19 protein-coding genes and 2 pseudogenes are annotated in these 25,296 nt (G+C 57.2%); 11 read left to right on the forward strand and 10 right to left on the reverse strand.

Annotated features, from left to right (window positions below; translation table 11 throughout):
- Positions 1–64: 64 nt before the first annotated feature.
- From BMW74_RS19655 to BMW74_RS19685, 6 genes and pseudogenes are all read left to right on the forward strand, one after another.
- Positions 65–613, forward strand: a pseudogene (locus BMW74_RS19655) (tyrosine-type recombinase/integrase); the annotation flags it as partial.
- 1 nt (position 614) lies between these two features.
- Positions 615–944 (forward strand): hypothetical protein, encoded by a 330-nt coding sequence (locus BMW74_RS19660; RefSeq protein WP_093425387.1) that lies wholly within the window; start codon positions 615–617, stop codon positions 942–944.
- An 898-nt stretch (positions 945–1,842) separates the two neighbouring features.
- A complete protein-coding gene (locus BMW74_RS19670) occupies positions 1,843–2,823 on the forward strand; it encodes an integrase domain-containing protein (protein ID WP_093425393.1) in 981 nt (326 codons plus the stop codon).
- Positions 2,820–3,116, forward strand: coding sequence for a hypothetical protein (locus BMW74_RS19675; protein ID WP_093425396.1), 297 nt, complete (start codon positions 2,820–2,822; stop codon positions 3,114–3,116). Before BMW74_RS19670 ends, BMW74_RS19675 begins: the two co-directional genes overlap by 4 nt.
- Positions 3,117–3,463: 347 nt before the next feature.
- Positions 3,464–4,693, forward strand: a complete 1,230-nt coding sequence (locus tag BMW74_RS19680; protein ID WP_218189044.1) for an FAD-dependent oxidoreductase — start codon at positions 3,464–3,466, stop codon at positions 4,691–4,693.
- Positions 4,694–5,196: 503 nt separating this feature from the next.
- Positions 5,197–6,948, forward strand: a complete 1,752-nt coding sequence (locus BMW74_RS19685; protein ID WP_093425399.1) for a retron Ec67 family RNA-directed DNA polymerase/endonuclease — start codon at positions 5,197–5,199, stop codon at positions 6,946–6,948.
- Positions 6,949–7,113: 165 nt separating this feature from the next.
- Here BMW74_RS19685 and BMW74_RS19690 read toward each other — a convergent pair whose 3' ends face one another.
- The 6 genes from BMW74_RS19690 to BMW74_RS19715 all read right to left on the reverse strand — a co-directional run bounded on the left by BMW74_RS19690 (position 7,114) and on the right by BMW74_RS19715 (position 12,488).
- On the reverse strand, positions 7,114–8,238 hold the full coding sequence (locus BMW74_RS19690) for a helix-turn-helix domain-containing protein (protein WP_218189045.1): 1,125 nt from the start codon (positions 8,236–8,238) through the stop codon (positions 7,114–7,116).
- Positions 8,198–8,839, reverse strand: coding sequence for a hypothetical protein (locus BMW74_RS19695; protein WP_093425404.1), 642 nt, complete (start codon positions 8,837–8,839; stop codon positions 8,198–8,200). Before BMW74_RS19695 ends, BMW74_RS19690 begins: the two co-directional genes overlap by 41 nt.
- Before the next feature lie 408 nt (positions 8,840–9,247).
- Positions 9,248–9,535, reverse strand: coding sequence for a type II toxin-antitoxin system RelE family toxin (locus BMW74_RS19700; protein ID WP_093425407.1), 288 nt, complete (start codon positions 9,533–9,535; stop codon positions 9,248–9,250).
- On the reverse strand, positions 9,525–9,764 hold the full coding sequence (locus BMW74_RS19705) for a type II toxin-antitoxin system RelB/DinJ family antitoxin (protein WP_093425410.1): 240 nt from the start codon (positions 9,762–9,764) through the stop codon (positions 9,525–9,527). Before BMW74_RS19705 ends, BMW74_RS19700 begins: the two co-directional genes overlap by 11 nt.
- A gap of 506 nt (positions 9,765–10,270) precedes the next feature.
- Complete coding sequence (locus BMW74_RS19710) at positions 10,271–11,554, reverse strand: OprD family porin (protein ID WP_093425413.1); 1,284 nt, start codon at positions 11,552–11,554, stop codon at positions 10,271–10,273.
- Between the two features lie 262 nt (positions 11,555–11,816).
- Positions 11,817–12,488: a DsbA family protein gene (locus BMW74_RS19715; RefSeq protein ID WP_093425442.1), complete on the reverse strand. Its 672-nt coding sequence runs from the start codon at positions 12,486–12,488 to the stop codon at positions 11,817–11,819.
- A gap of 155 nt (positions 12,489–12,643) precedes the next feature.
- Here BMW74_RS19715 and BMW74_RS19720 point away from each other — a divergent pair.
- Positions 12,644–14,518: pseudogene (locus BMW74_RS19720) on the forward strand (TonB-dependent receptor); the annotation flags it as partial.
- Positions 14,519–14,571: 53 nt separating this feature from the next.
- Here BMW74_RS19720 and BMW74_RS25330 read toward each other — a convergent pair.
- The 4 genes from BMW74_RS25330 to BMW74_RS19740 form a co-directional block, all read right to left on the reverse strand.
- Positions 14,572–14,772: a hypothetical protein gene (locus BMW74_RS25330; protein WP_093425416.1), complete on the reverse strand. Its 201-nt coding sequence runs from the start codon at positions 14,770–14,772 to the stop codon at positions 14,572–14,574.
- A gap of 245 nt (positions 14,773–15,017) precedes the next feature.
- Positions 15,018–16,124 carry an agmatine deiminase gene (gene aguA, locus BMW74_RS19730; RefSeq protein WP_093425418.1) on the reverse strand — a complete coding sequence of 369 codons (1,107 nt, stop codon included), beginning with the start codon at positions 16,122–16,124 and terminating at the stop codon, positions 15,018–15,020.
- 5 nt (positions 16,125–16,129) lie between these two features.
- Complete coding sequence (gene aguB / locus BMW74_RS19735; protein ID WP_093425420.1) at positions 16,130–17,008, reverse strand: N-carbamoylputrescine amidase; 879 nt, start codon at positions 17,006–17,008, stop codon at positions 16,130–16,132.
- 741 nt (positions 17,009–17,749) lie between these two features.
- Positions 17,750–20,662: an aminotransferase gene (locus BMW74_RS19740; RefSeq protein ID WP_093425422.1), complete on the reverse strand. Its 2,913-nt coding sequence runs from the start codon at positions 20,660–20,662 to the stop codon at positions 17,750–17,752.
- A 130-nt stretch (positions 20,663–20,792) separates the two neighbouring features.
- On the opposite strand from BMW74_RS19740, the gene rfbC reads away from it, so the two are divergent.
- From rfbC to BMW74_RS19760, 4 genes are read left to right on the forward strand one after another with little or no spacing between them, the layout of a single operon-like run.
- Positions 20,793–21,338: a dTDP-4-dehydrorhamnose 3,5-epimerase gene (gene rfbC, locus BMW74_RS19745; RefSeq protein ID WP_093425424.1), complete on the forward strand. Its 546-nt coding sequence runs from the start codon at positions 20,793–20,795 to the stop codon at positions 21,336–21,338.
- Between the two features lie 46 nt (positions 21,339–21,384).
- Positions 21,385–23,193, forward strand: a complete 1,809-nt coding sequence (locus BMW74_RS19750) for a sensor histidine kinase (RefSeq protein ID WP_093425427.1) — start codon at positions 21,385–21,387, stop codon at positions 23,191–23,193.
- The gene (locus BMW74_RS19755) at positions 23,190–24,587 is read left to right on the forward strand and encodes a sigma-54-dependent transcriptional regulator (RefSeq protein ID WP_093425429.1); all 1,398 of its coding nucleotides are present in this window, start codon (positions 23,190–23,192) and stop codon (positions 24,585–24,587) included. Before BMW74_RS19750 ends, BMW74_RS19755 begins: the two co-directional genes overlap by 4 nt.
- 22 nt (positions 24,588–24,609) lie before the next feature.
- Positions 24,610–25,065 (forward strand): YiiD C-terminal domain-containing protein, encoded by a 456-nt coding sequence (locus BMW74_RS19760; RefSeq protein WP_093425432.1) that lies wholly within the window; start codon positions 24,610–24,612, stop codon positions 25,063–25,065.
- The last annotated feature ends 231 nt before the right edge of the window (positions 25,066–25,296 follow it).

The raw sequence follows: 25,296 nt of genomic DNA on the forward strand, positions 1-25,296 counted from the left end.
CACCACTGCGCGCAGACACCTCCACTTTTAATCAGGGAAATAGATCCGTCCCCTTTTCTGATACGGCACCTGGGAGATACCGGACACTCGACCCGCGCTGGAGGGAGTACCCTTTTCCACAAGGGGTACGAAGATGGCAGGGGATATCCATTTAGTAGCCTTATCGCCGCAAGCAGTGGCGCTACTCGAAAAAATCCATGCACTCACAGGCAAATTCGACCTGGTGTTTGCAGGCGATGCCAAGCCCTGGAAACCCATGTCCGAAAATACCGTGAACAACGCGCTACGGACGATGGGATACGACACCAAAACCGATATCTGCGGACATGGGTTTCGTTCGATGGCCTGCAGCGCACTGATCGAGTCAGGACTGTGGTCGGAGACAGCTATTGAACGGCAGATGAGCCACAAAGAGCGCAACAACGTCCGCGCCGCTTACATCCACAAGGCAGAGTTCATCGAGGAGCGCAGGCTGATCATGAACTGGTGGAGCCGGTATCTGGAGGCCAACCGGCAGGAGCATGTCACTCCACACGAATTCGCCAACCAGATTGGAGATAACGTTACTCGGATGAAGGCGAAGCTTGGCAATGGCGTAGAGAGGAAAAATTGATATGGACACCTCAACCACACAAAGCATCAAGCTCGCCATCGTGTCGGCAACCGGGTTGTCAAAAGACGCCCTGCACATCTATGTGGGCATGGCGGTCTATTTAACGTTGATCGCCATCACCCGGCGATTCAGACCATACATTGGCTGGCTGGTTGTTTTCATCATTGCGTGTGCTGGCGAGTGGGTAGATAGACGAGACGATATTGAAAGCCTTGGATACTGGCGTTGGCAGGCAAGCGCTCACGACATTCTCAACACGTTGTTTTGGCCGACGGTGCTGACATTGCTTTGGCTTTTAAAGTGCCGCAGTAAAGCAAGCGTACATCCGTAAGACTCTCGCAATCTGCTCTGCCACGCGGGTCCATCCAAACAGGGCTGCAAAGCCGCCCTGTTTGGATGGACCTCACTTAAAAAAATCTAAAGCCCACACAACTGTCTGTGGAAAACCACTGATTTCCACCGGTGGATAATTTCATCCACAGCCGCAGAACTCCCGAACATTCGAGCCTTGACCCAAATTATCCACAGGCGTAGAAAAGATCGGGCAAAGCGCTGTCGTTGACAGCAACCCAGGTAGCCAGAACCTTTAAGGCTACGCCACACCGTGGTGGTTCTCCCAAAGTGCGATTAGCGTCCGGCGGCTCGCCCGGTCACAGCGATGTGATGGATGCCTACTTTTACCAGTGTGCCCACTGCGGCAACTCATCCTCTTTCATAGCTGCCCTGCAGCAACCTATCCGCTTGGCCATTCCCGTGCGCCAATCTGCGCCCGTCTCTTTCTCCCGGAAAGAGACGGGCGCTCCTACCGCTGCTGCAGCCCAACTCGTACAAGGCTTTGCGGCATTTCCCCTCGTGACAATCGGCGTGACAAACACCGAAGTCACCAGCAACAGCGATGCAGATGATGGTGCCGCAGCCCAAGGAATTGACTGCACCTGACTGACAGTCAGGCATGCCCCGGTCATCGCATCACTGCTTTTACCTGACTCAGGATCTCGCGGCGTTGGTTTCGTCAGCCGATGCAGCCCCCACCCGCCCACTTCCTCGGAAGTGTTCAGGAGGCCAGATCATGAGATGCCCAAGCTCCCGGTCGTAAGGAGCCGCCAGTCCCGCGTCAGAGGACAACCCTCACAGGCCGCAGGGGCCTTGAACCCTGATAACACTCAACATCCATGGCGGGATGACGTGGGGATTGGCTTGAAAGGTTTGGCTTCGAGAGGAGTTTGATCATGGCATTGGTGGGTAGACGGGATGGACGCAATTTTGGCTATGGACGGCAACTGAGTTATGCCGGGCCACAGGCATTGAAAGATCTGTTTGGCGGTGGACATTACGGGACCGTCAAAGCACACAATGACCGCTGGCAGGCGTTTGTGCGTTGGTGTCGCTCGGAGGATGGCCCCGGGTTTAATGATGCACGACAGATTGATCGGCAGACCTTGCTAGACTACGCCGGGCATCTGCGTCAGCAAGTTGAACAAGGTGCCATCGGCATCGCCACTGCGCAAAACCGGTTATCCAGCGTGAACCGGACCATGGCCGCGCTTCGCGGTGATCAATATGTGAAAGTGCCGAGTCCGAGCAAGGCGCTGGGAATGCAGCGTACCTGTGTTCGTTGCTCGGTGCCGCAAGGCCAAGACCGCGAACACGTGAAGCGGATCGTCGACGTCCTCTGCGAACAGCAAATGCCGCGAGTCGCGGCCATCGCGAAGTTAGCGCGAGCCACCGGCATGCGTTTGCGCGAGGCCATTTTGGTCGACCTACCACGTCTAAAACGTGAGGCCGAGCACTACGGCAAGATCAACATCCAAGATGGCACCAAAGGGGGCCGCTCAGGTGCCTCGGCACCTCGCTGGATTACGGTAGATGAGCATATACGTGACGCGCTGAGGTTTGCCGAACAGGTCTCGCCCGACGGTAGCCGCAACCTGCTTGCACCGGACGAACGCTACCGTGATTTCAGGCAGTGTGTCGTCCGCCCCGCCCGAGATATCCTCCATCAGCACAACCTCAAAGGCTTCCACGAATTGCGGGCGGCTTATGCGTGCGAACGCTATAAGCAAATCACCCAGCATCCCGCGCCCATCAACGGCGGCCGTTGCTATCAACTCGACCAACGCCTAGATCGGGAGGCCCGAGACCAAATCAGCTATGAGCTGGGGCACGGTCGTATCGACGTGATATCGGCTTACATCGGTGGTCGAGCATGAGCAAACCATTCGATATGGAGCTGTTCCTAGCAGGCGTCCTGACTGGGTCACATGCCACACGCCAACGCCACCTCCGCCAGGCAAAGGCCACCCAAACAGCAATCGCTGAGCGTTGGCAACGCGATAATCCATGGACCTGGCAGCGAAAACATCTCGCATGGTTTCTAAACCACCACATGAACCAGCGTGCTGAGTCGACGCGCTACTACTATCTGCTTACCGTGCATTTGCTCACTATTCGTTTAGGCAAGCCGTGGGAGTTCCAAGTGCTAGGCGAAGGTCAGCACCTATAGCGACATCGAATTGACCACTCCACTCCACAAAAAAAGAGAGTGACTGGCAGAAAACCGCATTCAGTAAAAGGTGTAGAGGTGGACTGCCGGATGGCATTTTGCTAGCTTCGCCTAGCCCTATAGGCAGGACAGATAAGCAATCCAAGGCCACCTGTAGGCGATACCGCTTTCTTTAGAGCCTAGCTAAATAAGATGACATCAGTTTAGCTGCCTCCCATTTAAATTTATCACTATAAGCTCTAATGAACATAAATAATTTCAGATTAAAAAACCTTCGAAACATATATGCCATTGGCCTTGCAGATGATCTCATTACAATTCACAGCCAGCAAACACGAGCTATATGTTTGGCTCGATTGCTGACAAATGAATTCAAGGACAACCAATCTTCCAGAAAAAGTGTTTGTATCGTAGGGGGTGGAATCGCAGGATTAACATGTGCACTGGAGCTTTTGCAAAACGGGTGGCAAGACATAACTATTCTAGAAAGAATGCCGGACTTGCTCGCCGTACAAAACGGATGTGATACCCGGTGGGTTCATCCTCATATCATTAATTGGCCAGATCCCGGCAGCGAAGAAGAAAAATCAAATAACGGCGTCTTGGACTGGACAGCATCTACGGCTTCAAACGTAACGTACGAAATCGAAAAGGAGTGGATGCACAAAATCAAAGAGCTGTTAGGTCGCTCTTCGAAAGGACGACCAGATAGGGTTCTTTCGCTCCACGTTGGTGTGACCTACATCCATGCACAAATAATTGGAGCAGAAGTTGAGATTGAGTGGATTAGGGATTCCAGCGTCCGGCCGATGGGATTTAGAGGTTCAAAAATATGTGACAGCGAAAAGCGAAAATATGAACATGTGATTTTTGCTAGCGGATTTGGCATAGAACAGGAATCTAAACACTCCTACTGGCGTAACGAAGGTCATGGGCAGCTCCACATTGATGGATTGCAACGTGGATACATAGTTTCTGGCTTAGGCGATGGAGCTATCAGCGACCTACTTAGGTTGACGACCAAGCACTTTCGGCCGGATCGTATAATTCTGGAAATGCACCAATTACAAAACCTAAAAGAGCCTCTAAGCACTATCAAAGACAAATCCAAAGCTCGCGAAGTCGATTTAATTGGAGAGCTACTTTCCTCATCACTCAAAAGAAACCTAGAGGGCCGAGAATGGAGAGAGTTGATTGAAAATTTTGGCGCCCTTAAAAGAGAGGACACTAAAGTTTTTTTATATCACAATAGCTTCGATGGATTTTCCGCAGCGTTCAATGGATCCCCCGCATCTTTCTTCAACAAATTGATGCTATTTATCCTATATCGAAACGGCGCCTTTCAATATGTCGATGCTTCGGTGACTAGTGACATTGACAATTTTGCCAGTCGAAACAATATCCCTATGGATAATATCATCCTTAGACATGGCGTCGATAGAAGCGAAATTGTTCAACGTGTTCTACAACAGAACCCAGGTGAAATCTCATTTGAATTTCAACCTTATGAAAATTGCAAAAAATATGTTGATCAAACTAAGGATACAGAAAATGCGATTATGGTGGGTACTGACTGACGTTAAGCAGCCATTCAGCATACACCTTGAGGCACTACTTTAAACGCACGTAAAATCAAAGGCCCAGTTCAGACTTTCAGGATATGTTCATTTGGCTTGGAAAAAACCAGGCTAGGAACTTAAGTACTGAACTGCTCCAGCAGAATTTTTAAACAGAAGTCCAGAAAAAACCGTAAAGCCGCTTAAATCAAAGCCTTACGTTTTTTCGTCCGCCGACGTATATCGTGCTATAGCGATATTAATCGGTGGAGGGTCGCGGTAGGAATGGTGGCAGATGGGCAGTTATCGTTAAGGCAAAAAATCAGGTCTTGACAGCCAAGCATGGCAATGTGCTAGCCTGTTTAAGGAGGCCTACAGGCAGATTTTTTGCCACGGTTCGTGGCATTTGAAACAATCGTTCGGGAGATTGCTCCTTCGCGACTCACAGTTTGACGCTAAGATGAATAATCCTGGCGGACGCATATGAGTGCCTGTAAGCCTCTTTATTTACTCAAGGAGGGGTTATGTCGGACCTATACAAACTTCAAAAAGCTTCGACCCTACATGACCTTGCTGTAATCCTGAACTATGAACCAAAATTCCTAGCCTACTTAGTATATAAAAAAACCAACAAGTACTCACAATTTACTATTCCAAAAAGCAGCGGAGCACCTAGAAACATCTCCGCGCCGTGCGACGAATTAAAAGCACTGCAGCGAAAGGTAAAAATACTTCTAGACAGCTGCCTAGAAACAATAACGCTCCAAACACCTAACTTAGCAACACTTTCGCACGGATTCAGAAAAGATCACTCAATCATTACGAATGCTGACAAGCACAGAAAAAAGCTTTACGTGTTCAATATTGACATAAAAGATTTCTTCGGCTCCATCCATGTTGGGCGGTTACGCGGGTTCTTCATCACAAATAAAAATTTTTCCCTGCAGCCAAAAGTCGCCACTATCCTAGCTCAGATCATGTGTCATGAAGATGCTCTACCGCAAGGAAGCCCTACGTCTCCGGTAGCATCGAACCTTATCGGTCACTTGTTAGACATCAGAATGGTCTCGCTAGCGTCAAAAAACGGCTGCATATATTCAAGATACGCCGATGACATTACATTCTCGACAAATAAAATTAAGTTCCCACAAGCGGTTGCCTACAAAATTGATGAAAGTCACGATTGGATCCCTGGCTCTGACTTGTTGAAAATAGTTAGCAAGAGCGGCTTCAGATTAAACCATGATAAAACACGCATGCAATACAGCCGAGCTCAACAAACCGTAACAGGTCTCATAGTAAACAATGTAACACATACCCCCGCAAATTTTCGCCGCACCGTTAGAGCCATGGCGCACAAGCTATTTCTGGATGGTGACTACTACATCCAGGAAAAACCAAAGCACTTAAAAAACGAGAAGACCTCAATTCCTCGAGGCCAGTTGAAAAAACTTGAGGGGATGTTTAGCTACATCTACATGGTAGACAATTTCAACAGATCCAAGATCGTAAGCAATAGCAGTAAAAGACAAGAGGAATTCCCACTAAAATCCATAGAACGAATACATGGAGACTTCCTATTTTACAAAAATTTCTATGGTTCATCTGCTCCAACCATTATGTGCGAAGGCAAAACAGATAACGTATACTTAACTTGCGCCATAAAGTCACTTCACACCAAGTATCCCGAGCTTGCGTCGCCAAACAAAGACGGTAAAGCAAAGCTCAACCTACGCTTCATTAACTATTCCAACTTAACACATAGAGTTTTAGGGCTAAATGGCGGCAGCGCCGACATAGGTCTTTTCATTAGGAACTATGCAAGGCAATGTGGCAAATATAAAGCACATCCACCATTGTATCCGACCATCATAATCGTTGATAACGACAGTGGGTCAAAGCCTATATTCAGCGCCATCAAAGATGTCACAGGAAACACATATGCGATCCCAAAAGGGAAAGGAACCGTTTTAGATACGAGCAAGACATTATATAAGATAGCTCAAAATCTCTATGTTATCCTCACGCCTAGAATAGGCGGCAAAGACACCATGATGGAGAACTTTTTTCCTCTTACAACTTTAACAACACAACATAAGGGAAAAACTTTTGAGGTCGTAAGAAGCGGCCCACCAAGTACCACCTATAGCAAACACGTATTTGCACAAAATATCGTAAAAGCTAATCAGAAAAATATCGACTTCTCTGGCTTCGAACCTATCCTAGACTCAATCAAGCTGGCCTTAAAGGATTACCCAGCCATCAAAGCACCCTAAGTAACAAAAATATTCTTTAATACGATAAATTTCAACTTTAACCTTTCCCCCCTAGACATGCGACCGCAAGCTATTATTCAAGCACGCGGCACCGTGCACGTCCATTCAAGCCCAAGAAAACCGCCACCATCAATAATTAGTTTCAAGCCCCTAATGGGGCTTGAATTACTTGACGAGCCTTAATACTGCAGCAGGCTGAGAGCACGGAGTATCCCCCGAAGGCTTTGGCACAATTTCTGATAAAAAATCTGACGTAACACCTAATTGTTCAGCTAAAGCACTATGATTTATACCGTGATATTCACGAAGAACCTTTAAAGCCGCAGGTATAGTTTCGGCTTGCTCCCTTTGACAAAAGGCGTCTTCTTTCTCCTCAATATTCTCGCCTTGATTTTTCAGGTAGATTACCGCACCTCGATACTGATAATCATCTATAACACCCAAGGATTTAGCTCGGTAGAGAATCGCTGCCTTTGAAACTTGAAAATCCATCTTCATCTTGCTTATCCCAACCCAATCCAACCTACTACCTCGTCGGGGAAAAGCTTTTACAAAAGTTGTTCTTGGCAACAAAAAAGCAGACGCAAACCGGTTAGCTTCGGATTCGGTTTTCCTATCACCGGTTACTTGCCCTTCGTGTAAGACTAAATGACCTAATTCATGGGCAATATCGAAACGGAGTCTAAAGGGGCTCTGCTTTGCATCATTTCTGACTATTACTGGTCTTCGTGACACAATAGAAAGAGCATCTACTTCTGTTGAAGCATCTTGGAAAAATGCAATCACAGCACCTGCCCGCTCCACAACCCTAACCATGTGTGAAACAGGCCCAAGGCCAAGTCCCCAATAGGTGCGAAGGCGCTCCGCCGCCTGCTCAATCTGCTCGGCAGTTTCCGCACCCGACTCATCAGGAAAATCAACAGTAGGAAGCCGCACTTTAGTGTCGATGAACTCTACCAACTGATCAAACAATGTTCCACGAGCTAAAACTTTCTGCTTCACACTAGCTTTTGTAGTTGCCAACTTACGAAAATGAGCTTGTTCCTCAGACAACGAAGCCCCGACAGGCTTGAAAAAAAATGTCGGGGCTACTTTTAATGACTTTGCTAAAGCATCTGTAATTTGATCCTCTAACTTCAGTTTACCTTTGCCAGTTTCCAATTGAGACACATACTGTCTAGTACATCCAATTTCTTCAGCAATGTCATTAAGGGTTTTACCCCAGTAATGACGGGCAAGCCGAAGCTGACTACTCTTGAATATCCCGTCCTGCACCATTGACGGCTTCATAATCTTCGCCTTCCGCCGTATCTTCATCTATAGGAGAGAGCTTAATAGGTTCAAGCTCCGTAGCAGCCGGTATGTACGAATCGACCGCTGCTAGAGTCCTTACACCATCATCGTTGTAGCGCCACTCAGCCACCAAATTGCCATCTCGCTCGGAGTGGGCTTCGTAGCCGACAAAGTAGACCTGGTGGTCCTCATCGTCTGTAACAGCCTTTTCGATAATAAAACGCCACAAAAATTCCGAATGGGCATCATCTTCGAAGAGTTGAATCTGTTTGGCTTCAGCATTTGTGGGGTTCAGCACCCTCAATTTCTTAGGTTGTTCATGATCATCAAGGAAAAATCGCACAGATTCCTGTCCGATACCAAGAACCAAATCATTACCTGAGTGCTTAACCGTCAGCCAAGAATGCTCGGTGGATTTTGCCATCTGAAGAAGGGCATTTTTTATTCGCGCCCATGACAAGGTCCCTCGACTGTAGGAGCAGTCGAGATCAGTGCTCGCCGTGCGCAAGGCATCGTCAAGGACATCCAGTATTCGCCGGGAAATGACGCTCAAGCGGTCAGATGAAAGACTCACAGATATTTCAGATGGTTTCAGCATGCTCACCGCCTAAACGTTCTATTTCCAATGTTTGTAAAGCGATCTTTGTTCCAAAAATTATTTTTGTCAAGCTTCTTACCGCTTTTCGCCCATATACCCTCCTTACGAGGTCGACGTACGTGGAACCCGCTGACACGAATAGAGAAAACCTGAGCGAAAGGGAGACAGACGCAGCTTGTGTTGAGCGACGTCTTGCTAGAGAAATGACGTGCCAAAAAGGATAAATTTAGGGATAGAAAAATATTACTTTAGTTTATTATCTTACTTAACAGTAAGTTGTGGAGTTATTCGACTCCTGGTGCCGCCATCGCGTTCCACTGAATGCTACGGAGCCCCACTCCCGTAATCATGCTCGCATTTTCACACAGACTGACTCGGCGGGCTTTTCACTTATACGTTGCGTACTCGCTAACTTAACCGCTCAGCCGCTTTGCGATAAACCTGCTCACGCTCGCGCTTATCGACGGCCACCACGAACACCATGACCTCCTGGTCGATCACTTGATAAACCAGCCGATAGCCGCTGCTGCGCAACTTGATCTTGTAGCAGTCGGGCAAGGCATGCAGACGGTTGGCTTCAATGCGCGGATTGACCAGAATCGTGGCCAGCTTCTTCTTGAGTTGCTGGCGCACGGTATCCCCCAATTTGTGCCACTCCTTTAACGCCCGCGCATCGAATTCGAGGCTATAGGTCATCTAGTGAAACCTTAACCCGCTGGGGATTAGCCAGCCGCTCTCGCACTGTTGCGACCAAGGCTTCATCGTCCTCGGTCATCAGCACGGGCTTGAAGGGTAGCTGACCGCGCTCTGCTACGTACTGCAAGGCTTGGCGCATCAGCTCGGAAGGGGTGACGCCGAGCTTTTCCAGCTCGTGGTAAGCACGCGCTTTGAGATCGTCGTCGATACGGACATTGATGGACGCCATGGGATGGCCCTCACTGTAATGACATCAGTCTTTACAGTGAAGTAAAAACCTCATTTGGGCAAGCCTACAAACGGTTGGTTTTTACACAACTCACAGGGTTACGTGTGTCGCTCGCAACTCTACGTACCGAGCACAGCACATGCTCACATCTTACTAGTCCCCGATTCGATTCCACTGAAAGCCATAACTAGCTGATTTATTTATAGTTACTGGTTGAGGTAAGCCAATTTTTCCACCAAATTCCAGACCCGCAGAAAACCTGGCCCCGCCGACCACTACCGTTCGTCTGGTGCCGCACCATATTTCAAAGCCCCGCAATGCGGGGCTTTGTTGTTTCTGGAGGGTGAGCAACTCCCCGATAGCGCGTCCCTCAAAAGACGAAAAACGTCCACACAGTGTCCACACCTACAAGTACGAAAGCAGTTTGCGCACAAACGAAAAAGCCCCGAACCAGTCGGGGCTTTTTCATGTCTGCCTGGTATCAGGCAGCGGTCACGCCATCAGCATCAGAAGACGTTGATTGGGTAGTCTACGAAGATACGCACTTCGTTGCCGCTGTCGTTGTACAGGTAGGACTTATCCGACACGCGCAGGATAGAGCTGCGAACTTTCACGCTCAGGTCTTTGGCCGGGCCGCTCTGGACCACGTACTTGAACTGGTTGAAGATTTCGCGCTCGCTGCCGCCCGTGCTGTCGGCCGTGGTGATGTTGTCGCCACGTACGTATGCCACGTTGTAGGTCAGGCCAGGCACGCCGAACGCGCCGAAGTCCAGGCCGTAGCCCAGCTGCCAGCTGCGTTCGTCTTCGGCGTTGAAGTCGGACCAGTAGGAGTTGGCCAGGTAGATGGTGTTGCCACCGTCACCGATACGACCCTGATCCTTCTGGTAGCCGCCGTAGGCGTAGCCCAGGTGGCTGTCACCGGTGCTGCGCTGGTGCGCCAGGGTGAAGGAGTGAGGACCGGTGGCGAAGGTTGCCGCCAGGCTCCAGATTTTGTTGTCCTGGCCGCCCGCGTTCTGCGCAGTTGCGTAATCGTTGTCCAGCTTGGTCCGATAACCGTTGAAGTCCAGGGTCAGGGACTGGTCTTTCGCCACCGGGAACACGTAGTTCAGGTTCACGTACTGCTTCTTGAGGACGTCTTCGACGTCGGACGCGTAGAAGCCGCCCTTGAACTGTTCGGTGAACTGGTAGCTACCGCCCAACACGTTGATCGACTTCAGGCCACCGCTGTCACGCGCTTCGGCGCTCTTGCGCGACTCGGCGGTGAAACGACCGGCGTTCAGCTCAAGGCCTTCGATCTCCTTGGAGGTGATCAAGGTGCCCGTGTAGCTTTCAGGCAGCAGGCGGGAGTTGTCGTAGCTCAACACCGGCAGGGCCGGCATCTGGTCACCGTAGGTCAGTACGGTGCTGGACAGGCGGAACTTGACCGCCGCGCCGGCCTTGGACAGGTCGCCCGCCGGGTTGCCGCTGTCACCTTCCTTGAAGAAGTCGATGCCCTGGCCGCCGCTGTGCTGGCCTTTGTCCAGGCGCACGCCGTACAGGCCGAAGGCGTCAACGCCCACGCCAACGGTGCCTTGGGTGAAGCCGGACGAGAAGGTGCCGATGATGCCTTGGCCCCACTCCATCTGGTCCTTGTTGCCATCTTTCTTGTCACGGTCGATGTAGGCGTTGCGCAGCAACACATTCATGTGGCTGTCTTCGACAAAACCCTTGGACTGGGCCTGGTCATTGGCCATGGCTTGAGTCGCGCTCAACATCCCCAGTGCGATCAGACTAATACGCTTTTTCAACATGTTATTTTCCTTATTACCGGTTGATACGCGCTGTGACCGCTGGCTGAAATGGCTGCTATCGCGCTCTTTTTTCATCCCTAAACAAAAGGGCCCGCCCACGCAAAAGCGTGGCGGGCCCTTTTTATTGTTTTGAGGTCGTGGCTTGAGCCACAGGCGTTGGGGCGAATCCTAGTCGCGATTGTAACAATATGTCAATTTCGTGAATCGTCTGTAATAAGGCGAAAATCGTCTAAGAAAACAGTTGCCAACCGCGACGCAAGCATCAGTCAGCGCAGCCATCCAGGCCACATGCCTGAAGGGCAGAGGCCGGTTGTGGCGTAGCACACGCCTGGCTCAACCACATTGCGAAGGCTTCTGGCTGGCCCAGCCAGGGACCGATGTCGATCAGCGTGAACTGGCCATCCTGCTCCAGCGCCAAGGTTGGGAAACCCTGCCCACCGACCTTGGCTAACAGCGTACGACTGGCCTTGATATGGCCCTGGGTGTCGACCGTCTTGAGGGCTTGCCGGAACGCGTGTCCATCCAGGCCGATTTGCGTCGCCAGCGCCTGCAAGACCGCTTCATCGGCAATCCGCCGCCCCTGCACGTAATGCGCGCTCTGCAAGTGGCCGAGCAGCTCAAGCCCCCGGCCGGCGATCTGTTCGCCCGCCAGCACCGCGGCAATCGGCGGTGTGGAATCGAAAACCGCCGTGTGATCGCGCAACAGTCCTTCAAAGTACGCCTCGCCGAACGGTTGGCCGGTGTACTCGGCGATGCGCCGGTCATGGGGGATGACGTAGTCGCGTAGCGGTGACGAGACCGTCTGGCGATTGGCACCGCTCATCATGCCGCCACCGTGCGCGACCACGGGCAACACGGCCTGGGCGGCCTGGACCAACGGCTTGGCGCCATAACACCAACCGCACAGCGGATCGTAAATGTAGTGAAGGATCATCAGCAGGCTCCGGCGGGGCGGTAGGAAAACTCGATGCCAGCAGCCTAAACCCCTGCCCGTCGCTGAAAAACCCTGGAACGGTTTTCAGTCTGTTTCGCGAATCGGTCGAATCGTGTCGCCCTGGTCCGCGCCACCGATTACACACTAAGAAACAATTTGACGACCGCGGCACCAATGACCTGGGCGCCGCGCTGAGCGGCATCCCCAACGTCAGCAGTGGCGCCGACACCCGTTTCGACAGCCTGCGTATCCGTGGCTTCGACGCCAGCAACGACTTCTACCTCGATGGCGTGCGCGACGACAGCCAATACGTGCGCGACCTGCACAACATCGAGCGGATTGAAGTGCTCAAGGGGCCTGCCGCCGTGTTGTATGGCCGGGGCAGCCAGGGCGGGATCGTCAATCGCGTGAGCAAGCTGCCCGAGTTCGGCCGCCGCTCGACCCTCGAAGCCCAGGGCGGCAGCGAGGACATGCGCAGCCTGTATGCCGACCTGAGCAGTGACCCGAGCGAGAACATCAGCCTGCGCTTGAACATGGGCAACCTGGACGAGAACAGCTTCCGCGACGGTGTCAGCGGCAATCGCCAGTTGTTCGCGCCCTCGATGAGCTGGCAACTGACGCCGGACCTGAACTGGCTGGTGCAGTACGAATACAGCCGCTACAACCGCACCCCCGACCGGGGCATTCCCGGGATCGATGGACGGCCAGCCGATGTCGGGCGCGACACTACCTACGGCACCCAAAACGATTTCATCGACGACAAGGCGCAATCCCTGCGCTCGAAACTCAGCTACGAGATCGCCGACAACTGGCAACTGCGCCACACCCTGGGCCTGTTCAAGCTCAATAGCGACTTCGACAACACCTACGTGACCGGCTACACGCCGGCGACCAACCAGGTGATCCGCCAGCACTGGCAGCAGGACCTGAACACCCGCAACGTGTTCAACAACCTGGAACTGGAAGGCGGTTTCGACACCTTCGGCCTGGAACACCGCCTGCTGACCGGGCTTGAGCTGGGCAGCCAGCGCCGCGATCCGCGCCTGTACAACGCGGCCACGACCCCGCCCGGCAACACCGCCGTGCCAGGACTGGACCTGTATCACCCCAATCGCGACCTGGTGCACACCGGGCGCATGCAGACCTTCAGCGACTCGCACACCGAAGTCGAAAGCCGCGCCCTCTATGTGCAGGATCAACTGCGCCTGAACGATCAATGGCAGGTACTGGCCGGTGTGCGCTACGACACCTTCGACGTCGAGTCGACCAACAAGCTCAAGGACATTTCCGAGGACCGCGACAGCCACAGCACCAGCCCGCGGGTTGGCCTGGTCTGGACGCCGCTGCCCAACCATTCGTTCTACGCCTCCTGGAGCAAGACCTTCTCGCCGGTCGGTGGTGGCTTGATCGGGATCACCCCGGGCGTGACCACCAACGTCAACGACTTGAGCCCGGAGCTGACCAAGCAAAAGGAAATCGGCGTGAAGAGCGACTGGCTCGACGACCGCCTGAGCACCACCTTGGCGATCTACGAACTGGAACTCTACAACCGCCGCACCAGCGACCCGGACAACCCGACCATCACCCTGCTCACCGGCGAGCAGCGTTCACGCGGGATCGAGCTGACCGGCAGCGGCAAGATCACCGGCAACTGGTACGTACGCGGCGGTGTCGGCCTGCAGGACGCCACCGTGGTCAAAGACAACAACGGCCTTGAAGGCAAGCGTGTCACCAACGTGGCCAAGCGCAACGGCAGTCTGTTCATCACCTGGAAGCCGGAAATGGGCTGGTACGCCGAGACCGGCCTGACCCTGGTGGGCGACCGCTACGCCGACAACCTCAACACCACCGTGTTGCCGGGCTACGGTCGCTGGGACGCCCTGGCCGGTTTCCGGCACAAGGACTGGGATGTGCGCGCGGCGCTGAACAATATCAGCGACAAGACCTATTACGCGTCGTCCACCAGTGCCTTCCAGATCCAGCCCGGCGCGCCCCGCAGCCTGGTGATGACCGGCACCTACAGTTTCTGACGGATAAAAAAAAGCGCTGCCATCCCGGCAGCGCTTTACCCATCCCTGGGGTTCTATCCTTGCATCACATCCCACAAGGCTTGCAGTTCGGCCTCGCTGAACAAATCCGCGGGGTATCGCTCGATCATCATCCGGCGCGGGTCAGACGTTCTCGCCTGCCGCGCTGCATTGCACTTCAACCATTGCGCCAGCATCTGCAGCGCTTGGCCATTCAGGGCCAAGGGATGCGGCCTGTGCTCGCTGACCCTGTTCATTTTCAGCGCTCTCTCCTGGTGTGTGAGCGGCCAACGTATCCAAGGTGTGTGACAGAACAATGCCGTTGCCCCTACCCGGGAATCTCACCCCATCGATTCAAGCGCCGTGCCAGGTTGTCCGATAAGCCAACGCGCGGATGAAAAAAACCCCGCAGCCCTTGAGAACTGCGGGGTTGATCGGTGCCAGCCGACTTCAGGCGTCAGCGAACGCCTCAATCACTCGCCACCACTTGTTACAACTTCACTCAGGCGTTACGCGGTGCTGGCTGCTGTTGGGTCAGGCAATGGATGTTTCCGCCGCCCAGTAACAGTTCACGCCCCGGCACCATCACCACTTCGTGCTGTGGGAACAGGCCCTGCAGGATCTCCCTGGCCGGTTCGTCCAGCGGGTCGTCAAAGCTCGGGGCAATGATGCCGCCGTTGACGATCAGGAAGTTCACGTAGGAACCGGCCAGGCGCACGGTCGGATTACGCTCCTGGGTACCGTCCACCGGATCGACACCCGCGCACTCTTCCTCCGTCGCATACAGCGGCCCCGGAATCGGCATCTTGTGCACGATGAACGGACGGCCTTTGGCGTCGGTGCTGCTGGTCAGCACCTTCATCGCCGCCTGGCAACGTGGGTAGTTGGGGTTCTCTGGATCATCGGTCCAGGCCAGCAACACTTCGCCTGGACGCACGTAGCAGCAGAAGTTATCCACATGGCCATCGGTTTCGTCGTTGAACAGGCCATCCGGCAGCCAGATGATCTTATCCACAGCCAGTTGCGCGCTCAGCACCGTCTCGATCTCGGCACGGTTCATGTGCGGATTGCGATTGCGGTTGAGCAGGCACTCTTCAGTGGTGATCAGGGTGCCTTCGCCATCGACATGGATCGAACCGCCCTCAAGCACAAAGCCTTCTGTGCGGTAACGCGGGCTGCGCTCGATTTCGAGGATCTTGCCGGCCACTTGCGTGTCACGGTTCCACGGCGAATAGAGACCACCGTCAAAACCGCCCCAGGCGTTGAAGTCCCAGTGCACGCCACGGACTTCGCCGCTGTCGTTGATGACAAAGGTCGGCCCGGTATCACGGACCCAGGCGTCGTCGCTGGACATCTCGACCACGCGGATATTGGGGGCATCCAGGCGAGCTCGGGCGTTTTCGTATTGGTCTGCCGAGACCGCGACGGTCACCGGCTCAAAGCGGGCGATGGCCTTGGCCACTGCCACATGGGCAGCCTGCGCCGGCTTGCCGCCCAGGCGCCAGTTGTCCGGGCGCTGCGGCCAGATCATCCAGGCCTGCGTCTGGGTGGCCCATTCAGCCGGCATGTAGAAACCGTCGGCGCGAGGTGTGCTGTGCAAAGTGGTCATGACGATCAGGACTCCAGGGAACCGTCGAGGGTTTTGAGGGGGCCGTACAGGTTCGGACGGCGATCACGGAATGTACCCCAGGCGCTGCGGATGTGCTCCAGCTCATCCAGGTCGAAACTGTGAACCCGTATGTTTTCTTCGGTCTGGTCGAGTTCCTCGACCTTCTCGCCGAACTGATTGGCAATGAACGACGAGCCGTAGAACGTAATGTCGTAGCCGTCCTGCTCTTCATTGCCGATGCGGTTGCTGGCGACCAGCGGCATCAGGTTGGCACCGGCGTGGCCTTGCTGCACGCGTTGCCAGTGATCACGCGACGAGATGCGCTTATCGTGCGGCTCGCTACCGATGGCCGTCGGGTAGAACAGAATCTCCGCGCCCAACAGCGCCATGCTGCGTGCGCACTCCGGGAACCACTGGTCCCAGCAGATACCGACGCCGATCTTCGCGTAGCGGGTGTTCCACACCTTGAAGCCGGTGTCGCCGGGGTTGAAGTAATACTTTTCGTGATAGCCGGGGCCGTCCGGGATATGACTTTTCCGATAAATACCCAGATTGCTGCCGTCGGCATCGATGATCGCGATGCTATTGAAACGGGCCCGGCCGGCCAACTCGTAGAAGCTGATCGGCAACACGACCTGCAACTCCTTGGCGACCTTCTGGAAGTGCTTGATGGCGACGTTGTCTTCGACGGTGCTGGCCAACTGCAGGTAGTCCGGATTCGGTTTCTGGCAGAAGTACGGCGCTTCGAACAACTCCTGGATCAGAATAATCTGCGCGCCACGGGCGGCCGCCTCACGGACCAGCTTCTCGGCGGTCTCGATGTTGGCTTCCAAGTCCCAGGAACAGGCCATCTGGGTAGCGGCGACAGTAACGATACGGCTCATGAATCATCTCCCGGGCGGATGCAGGGGTCGAGAGTGGCCTCGACCGATGACAAAAAGGCTTCAGCCAGGCGTAGAGACCTACACCGCAGCGTCGGGAGACTTTATAGCCGATAAAAATCGGCATTTGAAGCTAATAATTCTTTTAGGATATTAAATACCCATCAATAAACAGATATAAATCGACTTAAGCACCTGTGGGAGTTGGGTACATCCACAAGGGGCAGGTCGATTGATAGGCCGCCTTCGCGACGGTGCGGCGATCCGACAAGCCCGCTCCCACCCTGGTCCACGGCGAACACACATCCGGGGAGCCGCTCAATTCCTTGTAGGAGCGAGGCTTGCCCTAATGCCAGTCAGTTAAGGCGCCAAACCTGTGGGAGCGAGCCTGCTCGCGAAGACGGCAACACAGCCAACATCTCCGTTGACTGACCTACTGCTATCCCGAGCAGGCTCGCTCCCACGTGGGTTTCGCTTAACTGACTGGCATTAAGGCTTGCCCGCGAAGGCGGTAAGCCTGACGACATCGATGTTGAATGGGCTGGCCGGTTCGCGGGCAAGCCTCGCTCCTACGGGCTCAACCCAGATTCCTGCTCGCGATGGCGGTGACGAGCGGCATGGCTAAGACAGTTGCTCCCACAATTCAGATCGCGGTACATCCGCCAGAGCCAGGCCGACTATCAGGCCGCCATCACGACGGCGCGGCGATCCGACAGGCTCGCGCCCAAGGGCAATCGTGTCGGCCTACAACCCCTCCTCCAACACCTTGGCCAGCATGTCGACAAAGAAATCCACGCTCTGGCGCGACGTCACCATCGGCGGCTTGATCTTGAGGATGTTCAGGTCATCACCGGTCGGCTGCATGAAAATGCCCAACTCACGCAGACGCTCGCACAACAACGTGGTTTCTTCGGTCGCCGGCTCCAGGGTCTCCCGGTTACGAATCAGCTCCACGCCCAAATAGAAACCGGAGCCATGCACCGCGCCCACCAATGGATAGTGATCGATCAATGCCTCAAGACGCGCCTTGAAGTGCCCACCGACCACCTGCGCGTTTTCCCACAGCTTCTCTTCCTCCATCACATCCAACACCGCCATGCCGATACGGCAACTGACCGGGCTGCCACCGGCCGACGAGAAGAAGTAGCCCTCGGCTTCCAGGGCTTCGGCAATCTCCTTGCGGGTGATCACCGCCCCCAGTGGCTGGCCGTTGCCCATGCCCTTGGCCATGGTGATGATGTCCGGCACCACGCCCTGCTCCTCAAAGCCCCAGAAGAACTTGCCCATGCGCCCGTAACCGACCTGGATCTCATCGGCGATACACACCCCGCCCTGGGCACGAACCAGCGCGTACACCTGTTTCAAGTAACCCGGCGGCAGCGAGATGCCACCGGCGTTGCCATACACCGGCTCACAGATGAAACCGGCCAATTGGCGCTTTTGCTCGGCAATCTTCGCCAGGTTGTGCTCGACACTGCGCACGTAGTCCGGCGCGCTGTCCAGGCCACGAAACTCCCCACGATAGCTGTTCGGCGCCGTGACCGGGTGCACCCAGTCCGGACGGCTTTCGAGGGCCTTGGGATTGTCGGCAATCGAGGTCGACACCGCATCCGCGCCGACCGTCCAGCCGTGATAGGCCTCCAGCACACTGAGCATGTCGCGACCGCCGCTGTAGGCCCAGGCCAGGCGAATCGCCAGGTCGGTGGCCTCGCTGCCGCTGTTGACCAGGAACACCCGATCCATCGAGTCCGGCGCCAGCGCCAGCAGGCGTTCGGAGAACTCGGCAATCGCCGCGTAGTGAAAACGCGAGTTGGTGTTGAGCAACGACCACTGGCGACTCGCCTCGGCGGCCATGCGCGGGTGACCGTGGCCCAGCACCGCGACGTTGTTGAGCATGTCCAGGTAGGAGCGGCCCTGCATGTCGATCAGGTGATTGCGCCAGCCACGCTCGATGCGCGGCGGGTCGACGTAGTAGTGCTTTTGCGAGCGGGCGAAGCTGGCGTCGCGGCGCGCCAGCAGGGCCTGCGAATCCAACTCGACCTCGGCATCGCAGGCCAGCCCCAGCAACGCCGCCGGAGAAGGGCACAACGCCTGCCAGGCCGGCGCGCGGGACGCGGTACAAAACAGCGGTGGGTTCAGGCCCGCGCCACGGCTCAACTGCACCCGCAACCCGCCGCTGACCTCCCCCAGCACCTGCCCTTTCACCACCGCCGCGCCACCGTGCAGGGAAGGGCTGACACCCCACAGGCGCACGCTCAGTTGCGCACTGTCCAACTGCACGCGACCGTCGGCCGACAGGTGCACCACACCGGCAAACGGCGCTTCGACCGGGGTGCCCATCGGCACCTGCAAGTCGACATGCAACGGGCAGGTCTGCGGCTCGTCGGCGCTGTCGGGACGGGTACGCGACAAGCGGTATTGCCCGTAGCGACTGGCCGCCAGGCCATGGGCCGCCGCCGCTTCCTGCAACAGGCGCTGATCGATGCCGGGCTGCTCCCAGTTGCCCGCTTCAAAATGCGGGCTCAACACGCCAAGGTCGATCAACGCGAACTCACGTCCCACCAGGTTCGGCAACAACGGGGCAAAACCCTGGCTGGCGATCACCGGCAGCGACTCACCGGCCGCCACCAGAATCGCCGCCTCCATCAGTTCGAACGGCACCGACGTCGCGACGTGGAAGATTTCCCACTCATGGCTCAGGTTGTCACGGCTGTACTGATTGCCGGGATCGATGCTGACCTGCTGCTCACCGCTGAGCACCAGCACCGCCGCCCGGGCGACGATCAGCGGCCACAGCGCCTGCAACTCCTCGCGCTTGAGCGGGTTGACCCCATGGTAGGCGCGCACCGCTGGCAAGATGACCAGCGGATCGCCACCCGCGTGGTGCAGCAGCGCCGCGCAGGTCACCGACAAGTCGGTGATGCGCCAGGTACGGATCAGGTCGCCAAAGTCGATGACGCCTTGTAACTGCCAGTGACGCTGGTCGTCGCGCTGCCAGACCGCATTGTCGTCGGTGATGTCCATGTGAATGGCCTGCATCGGCAAGTGCGCCACCAAGGGCTGCAACCGTTGCTCGGCCTGCTGCGCGGCCTCGGCGATCAAGGTCCGTTGCCGCTCGTCGGCGATCACCGGCAACAAATGCGCGATCAACGCACTGGCGTGGCGGGCGTCCCATTGCAGGGTGCGCTCCAGGCCCGGGTGCTCGAACCCGGCCAGTGCCAGGTCCATCTCACCGCACAGGCGGCCGAAACCGGCGACCACCTCATGACCGAGGTGCTTGAGATGGGTCAACGGCTGGCCTTCGATGTAATCGAGCAAGCGCACGTGCAGCGATTGACCTTCAAGCTCCAGGGTCAACAGGTCCTGGCCGTTGCTCGCCGGGATCACCCGCGGCACGTGCAGCCCCGGATGCGCGCCCAAATGCTTGAGCGCCGCGTGCTGTGCCTGCAGCTCCAGCGCCGCATAGTCACCGCGACAGATCTTGAGGACAAACCGTCCCTGGTCGCTGTCGAGCCGGTAGTTGAGGTCCTGCTGGCTGCCCAGGGACTTCAACGTACCGCTGAGGCCGTAGTGCTCGCGCAACAGCGCCAGCGCCTGCTCGGCGGTGACTTGCGGGCTGGCCAGACTGGCGCGGTGAATCAACGTGGCGAGCAACATACAGACGACCCTTGAATTTTTGTAAGGCGCTTATATCGCCACTGCTGCGTGCGATACGCAACCCCCGCTCGCACCTGCCGGCACTTTGCGCAAGAATGACGACCTTTAATACCGACTGCTGGAGCACTCCATGAATGTAATCCCTACCGACCTGCCCGGGGTCCTGATCATCGAGCCCAAGGTGTTTGGTGACGAGCGCGGGTTCTTTTACGAGAGCTTCAATGCCAAGTCCTTCCAGGACGCCACGGGGCTGGACACCCAGTTCGTGCAGGACAATCACTCGCGCTCGCAAAAAGGTGTGCTGCGCGGCCTGCATTATCAGATGCAGAACACCCAGGGCAAACTGGTGCGCGTGACCGTCGGCGAAGTGCTCGACGTTGCCGTGGATATTCGCCGCAGCTCCCCACACTTCGGCCAATGGGTCGCGGTGCGGCTGTCGGCCGACAACCATCGGCAACTGTGGGTGCCAGAAGGCTTTGCCCACGGCTTCGTGGTGCTGAGCGAGTTCGCCGAGTTCCTGTACAAGACCACCGACTACTACACCCCGTCGGCCGAACGCAGCATTCGCTGGAACGACCCGGACCTGGCCATTGACTGGCAACTTGAAGACGCCCCCAAGCTGTCGGCCAAGGACGAAGCCGGTGCCTTGTTCAAGGATGCCGAGGTCTTCGCCTGAACCACCCCAGGCCTAATGTGCCAGTCGCCAAAGGCGCTCGATGCCCATGACCCAAGCCGTCCCACGCAGACCCCGCTGGCGCAGCCTGGCGTTGCTCGCCCTGTGCCTGGCGCCGTTGTTGTGGCCGCTGGAGCACCTGGCCGAGCGTTACTACCGTAGCGAGCTGGCCGGGCAGAACCGCCAGACCCTGGACCTGTACGTCGCCAACCTGCTGGGGACCCTGCACCGCTATGAAGTGTTGCCGCAGATCCTCGGTGACCTGCCCGCCCTGCGTGCCGTGCTGGGGGCGCCCGATGACGGCGTTTTCCAGGGCCAGGCCAACCGCCTGCTGAAAAACATCAGCGCCCAGAGCGGCGCTGAAGTCATGTACCTGATGGACACCCGGGGCAAAACCCTGGCCGCGTCCAACTGGGACAAACGCGACAGCTTCATCGGCCGCAACTTCTCCTTCCGGCCGTACTTCAGCGACGCCATGCAAGGCCGGCTCGGGCGCTTTTTCGGCTTGGGCACCACCTCCACCAAACGCGGCTACTACTTCGCCGGCGGGGTGCGTGACGGCGAAAAGGTCATCGGCGTGCTGGTGATCAAGGTCGACCTGGACCACACCGAAAGCCTGTGGGGCAAGACGCCCGAGCAATTGCTGGTGACCGACCACAATGGCGTGGTGATCCTGACCTCGCGCCCCGAGTGGCGTTTTCGCGCCACCCGTCCGCAGAGCGCCGAAGAGCGCCAGGCCATCGCCGCGATCAAACCCTATCCGACCCTTGACCCAAGGCCCCTGGACCTCAATCCACGCGCCTGGCTGACCCAGACCCAGCAGATCGACGAGACCGGCTGGAGCGTCAGCATCCTCGCCCCGCGAACCCTGATCGATCGCCAGGTGCGCACCGTGGTCGCCATCGGCGGCGCGACCCTGCTGGTCCTGATGCTGCTGCTGGGTTTGATGATGCAGCGCCGCCGGCACTACTTGCAGCGCATCGACTTCGAGGCCAGGACCCGCCGCGAACTGGAAGCCCGGGTCGCCGAGCGCACCAGCGACCTGGAAGGCCTCAACCGGCGCCTCAAGGAAGAAGTGCTGGAACGCGAGCACGCCCAGCAGGCGTTGGTGCGCGCCCAGGACAACCTGGTGCAGGCCGGCAAACTGTCGGCGCTGGGCACCATGTCGGCGAGTATCAGCCACGAACTCAATCAGCCGCTGGCGGCGATTCGCAGCTACGCCGAGAACGCCGAGGTGCTGCTCGACCATCAACGCATCGACGACGCCCGCGGCAACCTGAAATTGATCAGCGAACTGACCGCCCGCATGGCTTCGATCATCGCCCACTTACGTGCCTTCGCCCGCCGCGACCGCCACGCGCCGGAGAGCGTGGCCCTGCAACCGGCGCTGGACGACGCCCTGGCGCTGCTGGCCAAGCGCCGGCGCAGCATGGACGTCGAACTGATCCGCGATCTGCCGGAGGCCACCTTGTGGGTCGAGGCCGGGGAAACCCGTCTGCGCCAGGTGCTCGGCAACCTGCTGGCCAACGCCCTCGACGCCCTCACCGAAAAAGGCCCGCCGCGCAAACTGTGGCTGAGTGCCGAATCCAGCGCCGAGGGCGTCAAGTTATCCATTCGCGACAACGGCCCGGGGTTCTGCATGGAAGCCCTGGGCCGCGCCAGCGAACCGTTCTACACCACCAAGACCCGCACTCAGGGCCTGGGGTTGGGACTGGCCATTTGTGAAACCCTGATGCGCGCCTTTGGCGGCGAACTGTCGTTCGCCAACCACAAGGAAGGCGGCGCCCTGATCACCCTGCGGTTGCGCGCCGGCGCACCCGGTGTAAGCCTGCAACCGTCCGAGGACCGCAGTGAATGAGCATCGACAATCGGATTGACGTGGTCTTGATCGACGACGATCCCCACCTGCGCCAGGCGCTGGGCCAGACCCTGGACCTGGCCGGGCTGAGCGTCCTGCCGCTGGGCGAAGCCACCGGCCTGGCCGAACGCCTTGGGCGCGACTGGCCCGGCGTGGTGGTCAGTGACATCCGCATGCCCGGCATGGACGGCCTCGAACTGCTGGCCCAGTTGCATGCCCAGGACCCGGAGTTGCCCGTGCTGCTGATCACCGGCCACGGCGACGTGCCGCTGGCGGTGCAGGCGATGCGCACCGGGGCCTATGACTTCCTGGAGAAGCCGTTCGCCAGCGATGCCCTGCTCGACAGCGTGCGCCGCGCCCTGGCCCTGCGCCGCCTGGTCCTGGAAAACCGCAGCCTGCGCCTGGCCTTGAGCGATCGCAATGAACTGAGCACCCGCCTGATCGGCCACTCGACCTCGATGCTGCGCCTGCGCGAACAGATCGGCGCCCTGGCCCCGACCAAGGCAGACGTGCTGATCCTCGGCGAAACCGGGGCCGGCAAGGAAGTGGTGGCCCGGGCACTGCACGACCTGTCGAATCGGCGCAACGGACCGTTCGTGGCCATCAATGCCGGGGCGCTGGCCGAGTCGGTGGTCGAGAGCGAGCTGTTTGGCCACGAGCCCGGCGCCTTCACCGGCGCGCAAAAGCGCCGCATCGGCAAGTTCGAATTCGCCAATGGCGGCACCCTGTTCCTCGATGAAATCGAAAGCATGAGCCTGGATGTCCAGGTCAAGCTGCTGCGCTTGCTGCAGGAGCGGGTCGTCGAGCGCCTGGGCGGCAATCAACAGATCCCGCTGGACATCCGCATCATCGCCGCGACCAAGGAAGACCTGCGCCAGGCGGCGGACCAGGGACGTTTCCGGGCGGATTTGTATTACCGTCTCAACGTCGCGCCGCTGCGCATTCCGCCCCTGCGCGAGCGTGGCGAAGATGCGCTGCTGATGTTCACTCATTTCGCCAACGAAGCCAGCCTGCGCCACGGCCTGGCGCCCCACGAACTGCTGCCCGGGCAGCGCGCCCTGCTGCTGCGCCACACCTGGCCGGGGAACGTGCGCGAACTGCAAAACGCCGCTGAACGCTTCGCTCTGGGCCTGGAGCTGGCCCTGGACAACAACGCCGCCGATGGCCGCCCGCAACCGCCCGACTCAGCCCTGACCGGCAACCTCAGCGAGCAGGTGGAGCACTTCGAAAAGCACCTGATCAGCGCGGAACTGGCACGCTCCCACAGCTCGCTGCGCAGCGTTGCCGAAGCCCTCGGCGTGCCGCGCAAAACCCTGCATGACAAGCTGCGCAAACACGGCCTGAACTTCGCCGACGCCGCCGGCAGCAGCCCCCATGCCGACGAACTCGAATAATGACTCAGCCAAGGCGCCTCGTATGAACCGTGACAGCCGTTACCTGGAATCGATCCTGCACCACGACATTCCCCTCACCCGGGACATGGGCCTCAAGGTGCTCGACTGGCAGGCACAGCAACTGCGCCTTCAGCTGCCGCTGGAGGCCAACGTCAACCACAAGAGCACCATGTTCGGCGGCAGCCTGTACTGCGCGGCGGTGCTGGCCGGCTGGGGTTGGCTCCACCTGCGCCTGCGCGAAGAAGGCATTGACGATGGGCACATCGTGATCCAGGAAGGCCAGATCAGCTACCCGCTGCCGGTAACCACCGACGCCGTCGCCATTTGCCCGGCACCGGATGCCGCGCAATGGAAGAAGTTCGTGACGATGTACCAACGCTACGGCCGGGCCCGCCTGACATTGCAGACACGGATCGTCAATGCGGGCACTGATGAAGATGCGGTGAGGTTTACGGGGCAATACGTGTTGCACCGCTAGACCGACAGCACATAACACCTGTAGGGACGGCGGTGTTCATCAGGCTTGTTCCTGTGGGAGCGGGCCTGCCCGCGAATGCAATCTGCCAGCCGACATCAATATTGACTGACCCGACGCCTTCGCGAGCAAGCCCGCTCCCACAAGGGGCGGCAGTGGTCATCAGGCTTGTGTGCGCTGCCGGACCGTGGGAGCGGGCCTGCCCGCGAATGCAATCTGCCAGCCGACATCAAT

The organism is Pseudomonas sp. ok272, from assembly GCF_900109995.1.
GTDB lineage: Bacteria > Pseudomonadota > Gammaproteobacteria > Pseudomonadales > Pseudomonadaceae > Aquipseudomonas.

What these genes read in the sequence shown, in the direction of transcription:
- BMW74_RS19715 (WP_093425442.1), bottom strand. Translation starts at nt 12,488, where the DNA reads ATGATCCTTCACTACATTTACGATCCGCTGTGCGGTTGGTGTTATGGC.
- BMW74_RS19685 (WP_093425399.1), top strand. Translation starts at nt 5,197, where the DNA reads ATGTCGGACCTATACAAACTTCAAAAAGCTTCGACCCTACATGACCTT.
- BMW74_RS25330 (WP_093425416.1), bottom strand. Translation starts at nt 14,772, where the DNA reads ATGAACAGGGTCAGCGAGCACAGGCCGCATCCCTTGGCCCTGAATGGC.
- BMW74_RS19660 (WP_093425387.1), top strand. Translation starts at nt 615, where the DNA reads ATGGACACCTCAACCACACAAAGCATCAAGCTCGCCATCGTGTCGGCA.
- BMW74_RS19750 (WP_093425427.1), top strand. Translation starts at nt 21,385, where the DNA reads ATGACCCAAGCCGTCCCACGCAGACCCCGCTGGCGCAGCCTGGCGTTG.
- aguA (WP_093425418.1), bottom strand. Translation starts at nt 16,124, where the DNA reads ATGACCACTTTGCACAGCACACCTCGCGCCGACGGTTTCTACATGCCG.
- BMW74_RS19675 (WP_093425396.1), top strand. Translation starts at nt 2,820, where the DNA reads ATGAGCAAACCATTCGATATGGAGCTGTTCCTAGCAGGCGTCCTGACT.
- BMW74_RS19700 (WP_093425407.1), bottom strand. Translation starts at nt 9,535, where the DNA reads ATGACCTATAGCCTCGAATTCGATGCGCGGGCGTTAAAGGAGTGGCAC.
- BMW74_RS19740 (WP_093425422.1), bottom strand. Translation starts at nt 20,662, where the DNA reads ATGTTGCTCGCCACGTTGATTCACCGCGCCAGTCTGGCCAGCCCGCAA.
- BMW74_RS19670 (WP_093425393.1), top strand. Translation starts at nt 1,843, where the DNA reads ATGGCATTGGTGGGTAGACGGGATGGACGCAATTTTGGCTATGGACGG.
- BMW74_RS19755 (WP_093425429.1), top strand. Translation starts at nt 23,190, where the DNA reads ATGAGCATCGACAATCGGATTGACGTGGTCTTGATCGACGACGATCCC.
- BMW74_RS19760 (WP_093425432.1), top strand. Translation starts at nt 24,610, where the DNA reads ATGAACCGTGACAGCCGTTACCTGGAATCGATCCTGCACCACGACATT.
- BMW74_RS19695 (WP_093425404.1), bottom strand. Translation starts at nt 8,839, where the DNA reads ATGCTGAAACCATCTGAAATATCTGTGAGTCTTTCATCTGACCGCTTG.
- aguB (WP_093425420.1), bottom strand. Translation starts at nt 17,008, where the DNA reads ATGAGCCGTATCGTTACTGTCGCCGCTACCCAGATGGCCTGTTCCTGG.
- BMW74_RS19710 (WP_093425413.1), bottom strand. Translation starts at nt 11,554, where the DNA reads ATGTTGAAAAAGCGTATTAGTCTGATCGCACTGGGGATGTTGAGCGCG.
- BMW74_RS19705 (WP_093425410.1), bottom strand. Translation starts at nt 9,764, where the DNA reads ATGGCGTCCATCAATGTCCGTATCGACGACGATCTCAAAGCGCGTGCT.
- rfbC (WP_093425424.1), top strand. Translation starts at nt 20,793, where the DNA reads ATGAATGTAATCCCTACCGACCTGCCCGGGGTCCTGATCATCGAGCCC.
- BMW74_RS19690 (WP_218189045.1), bottom strand. Translation starts at nt 8,238, where the DNA reads ATGAAGCCGTCAATGGTGCAGGACGGGATATTCAAGAGTAGTCAGCTT.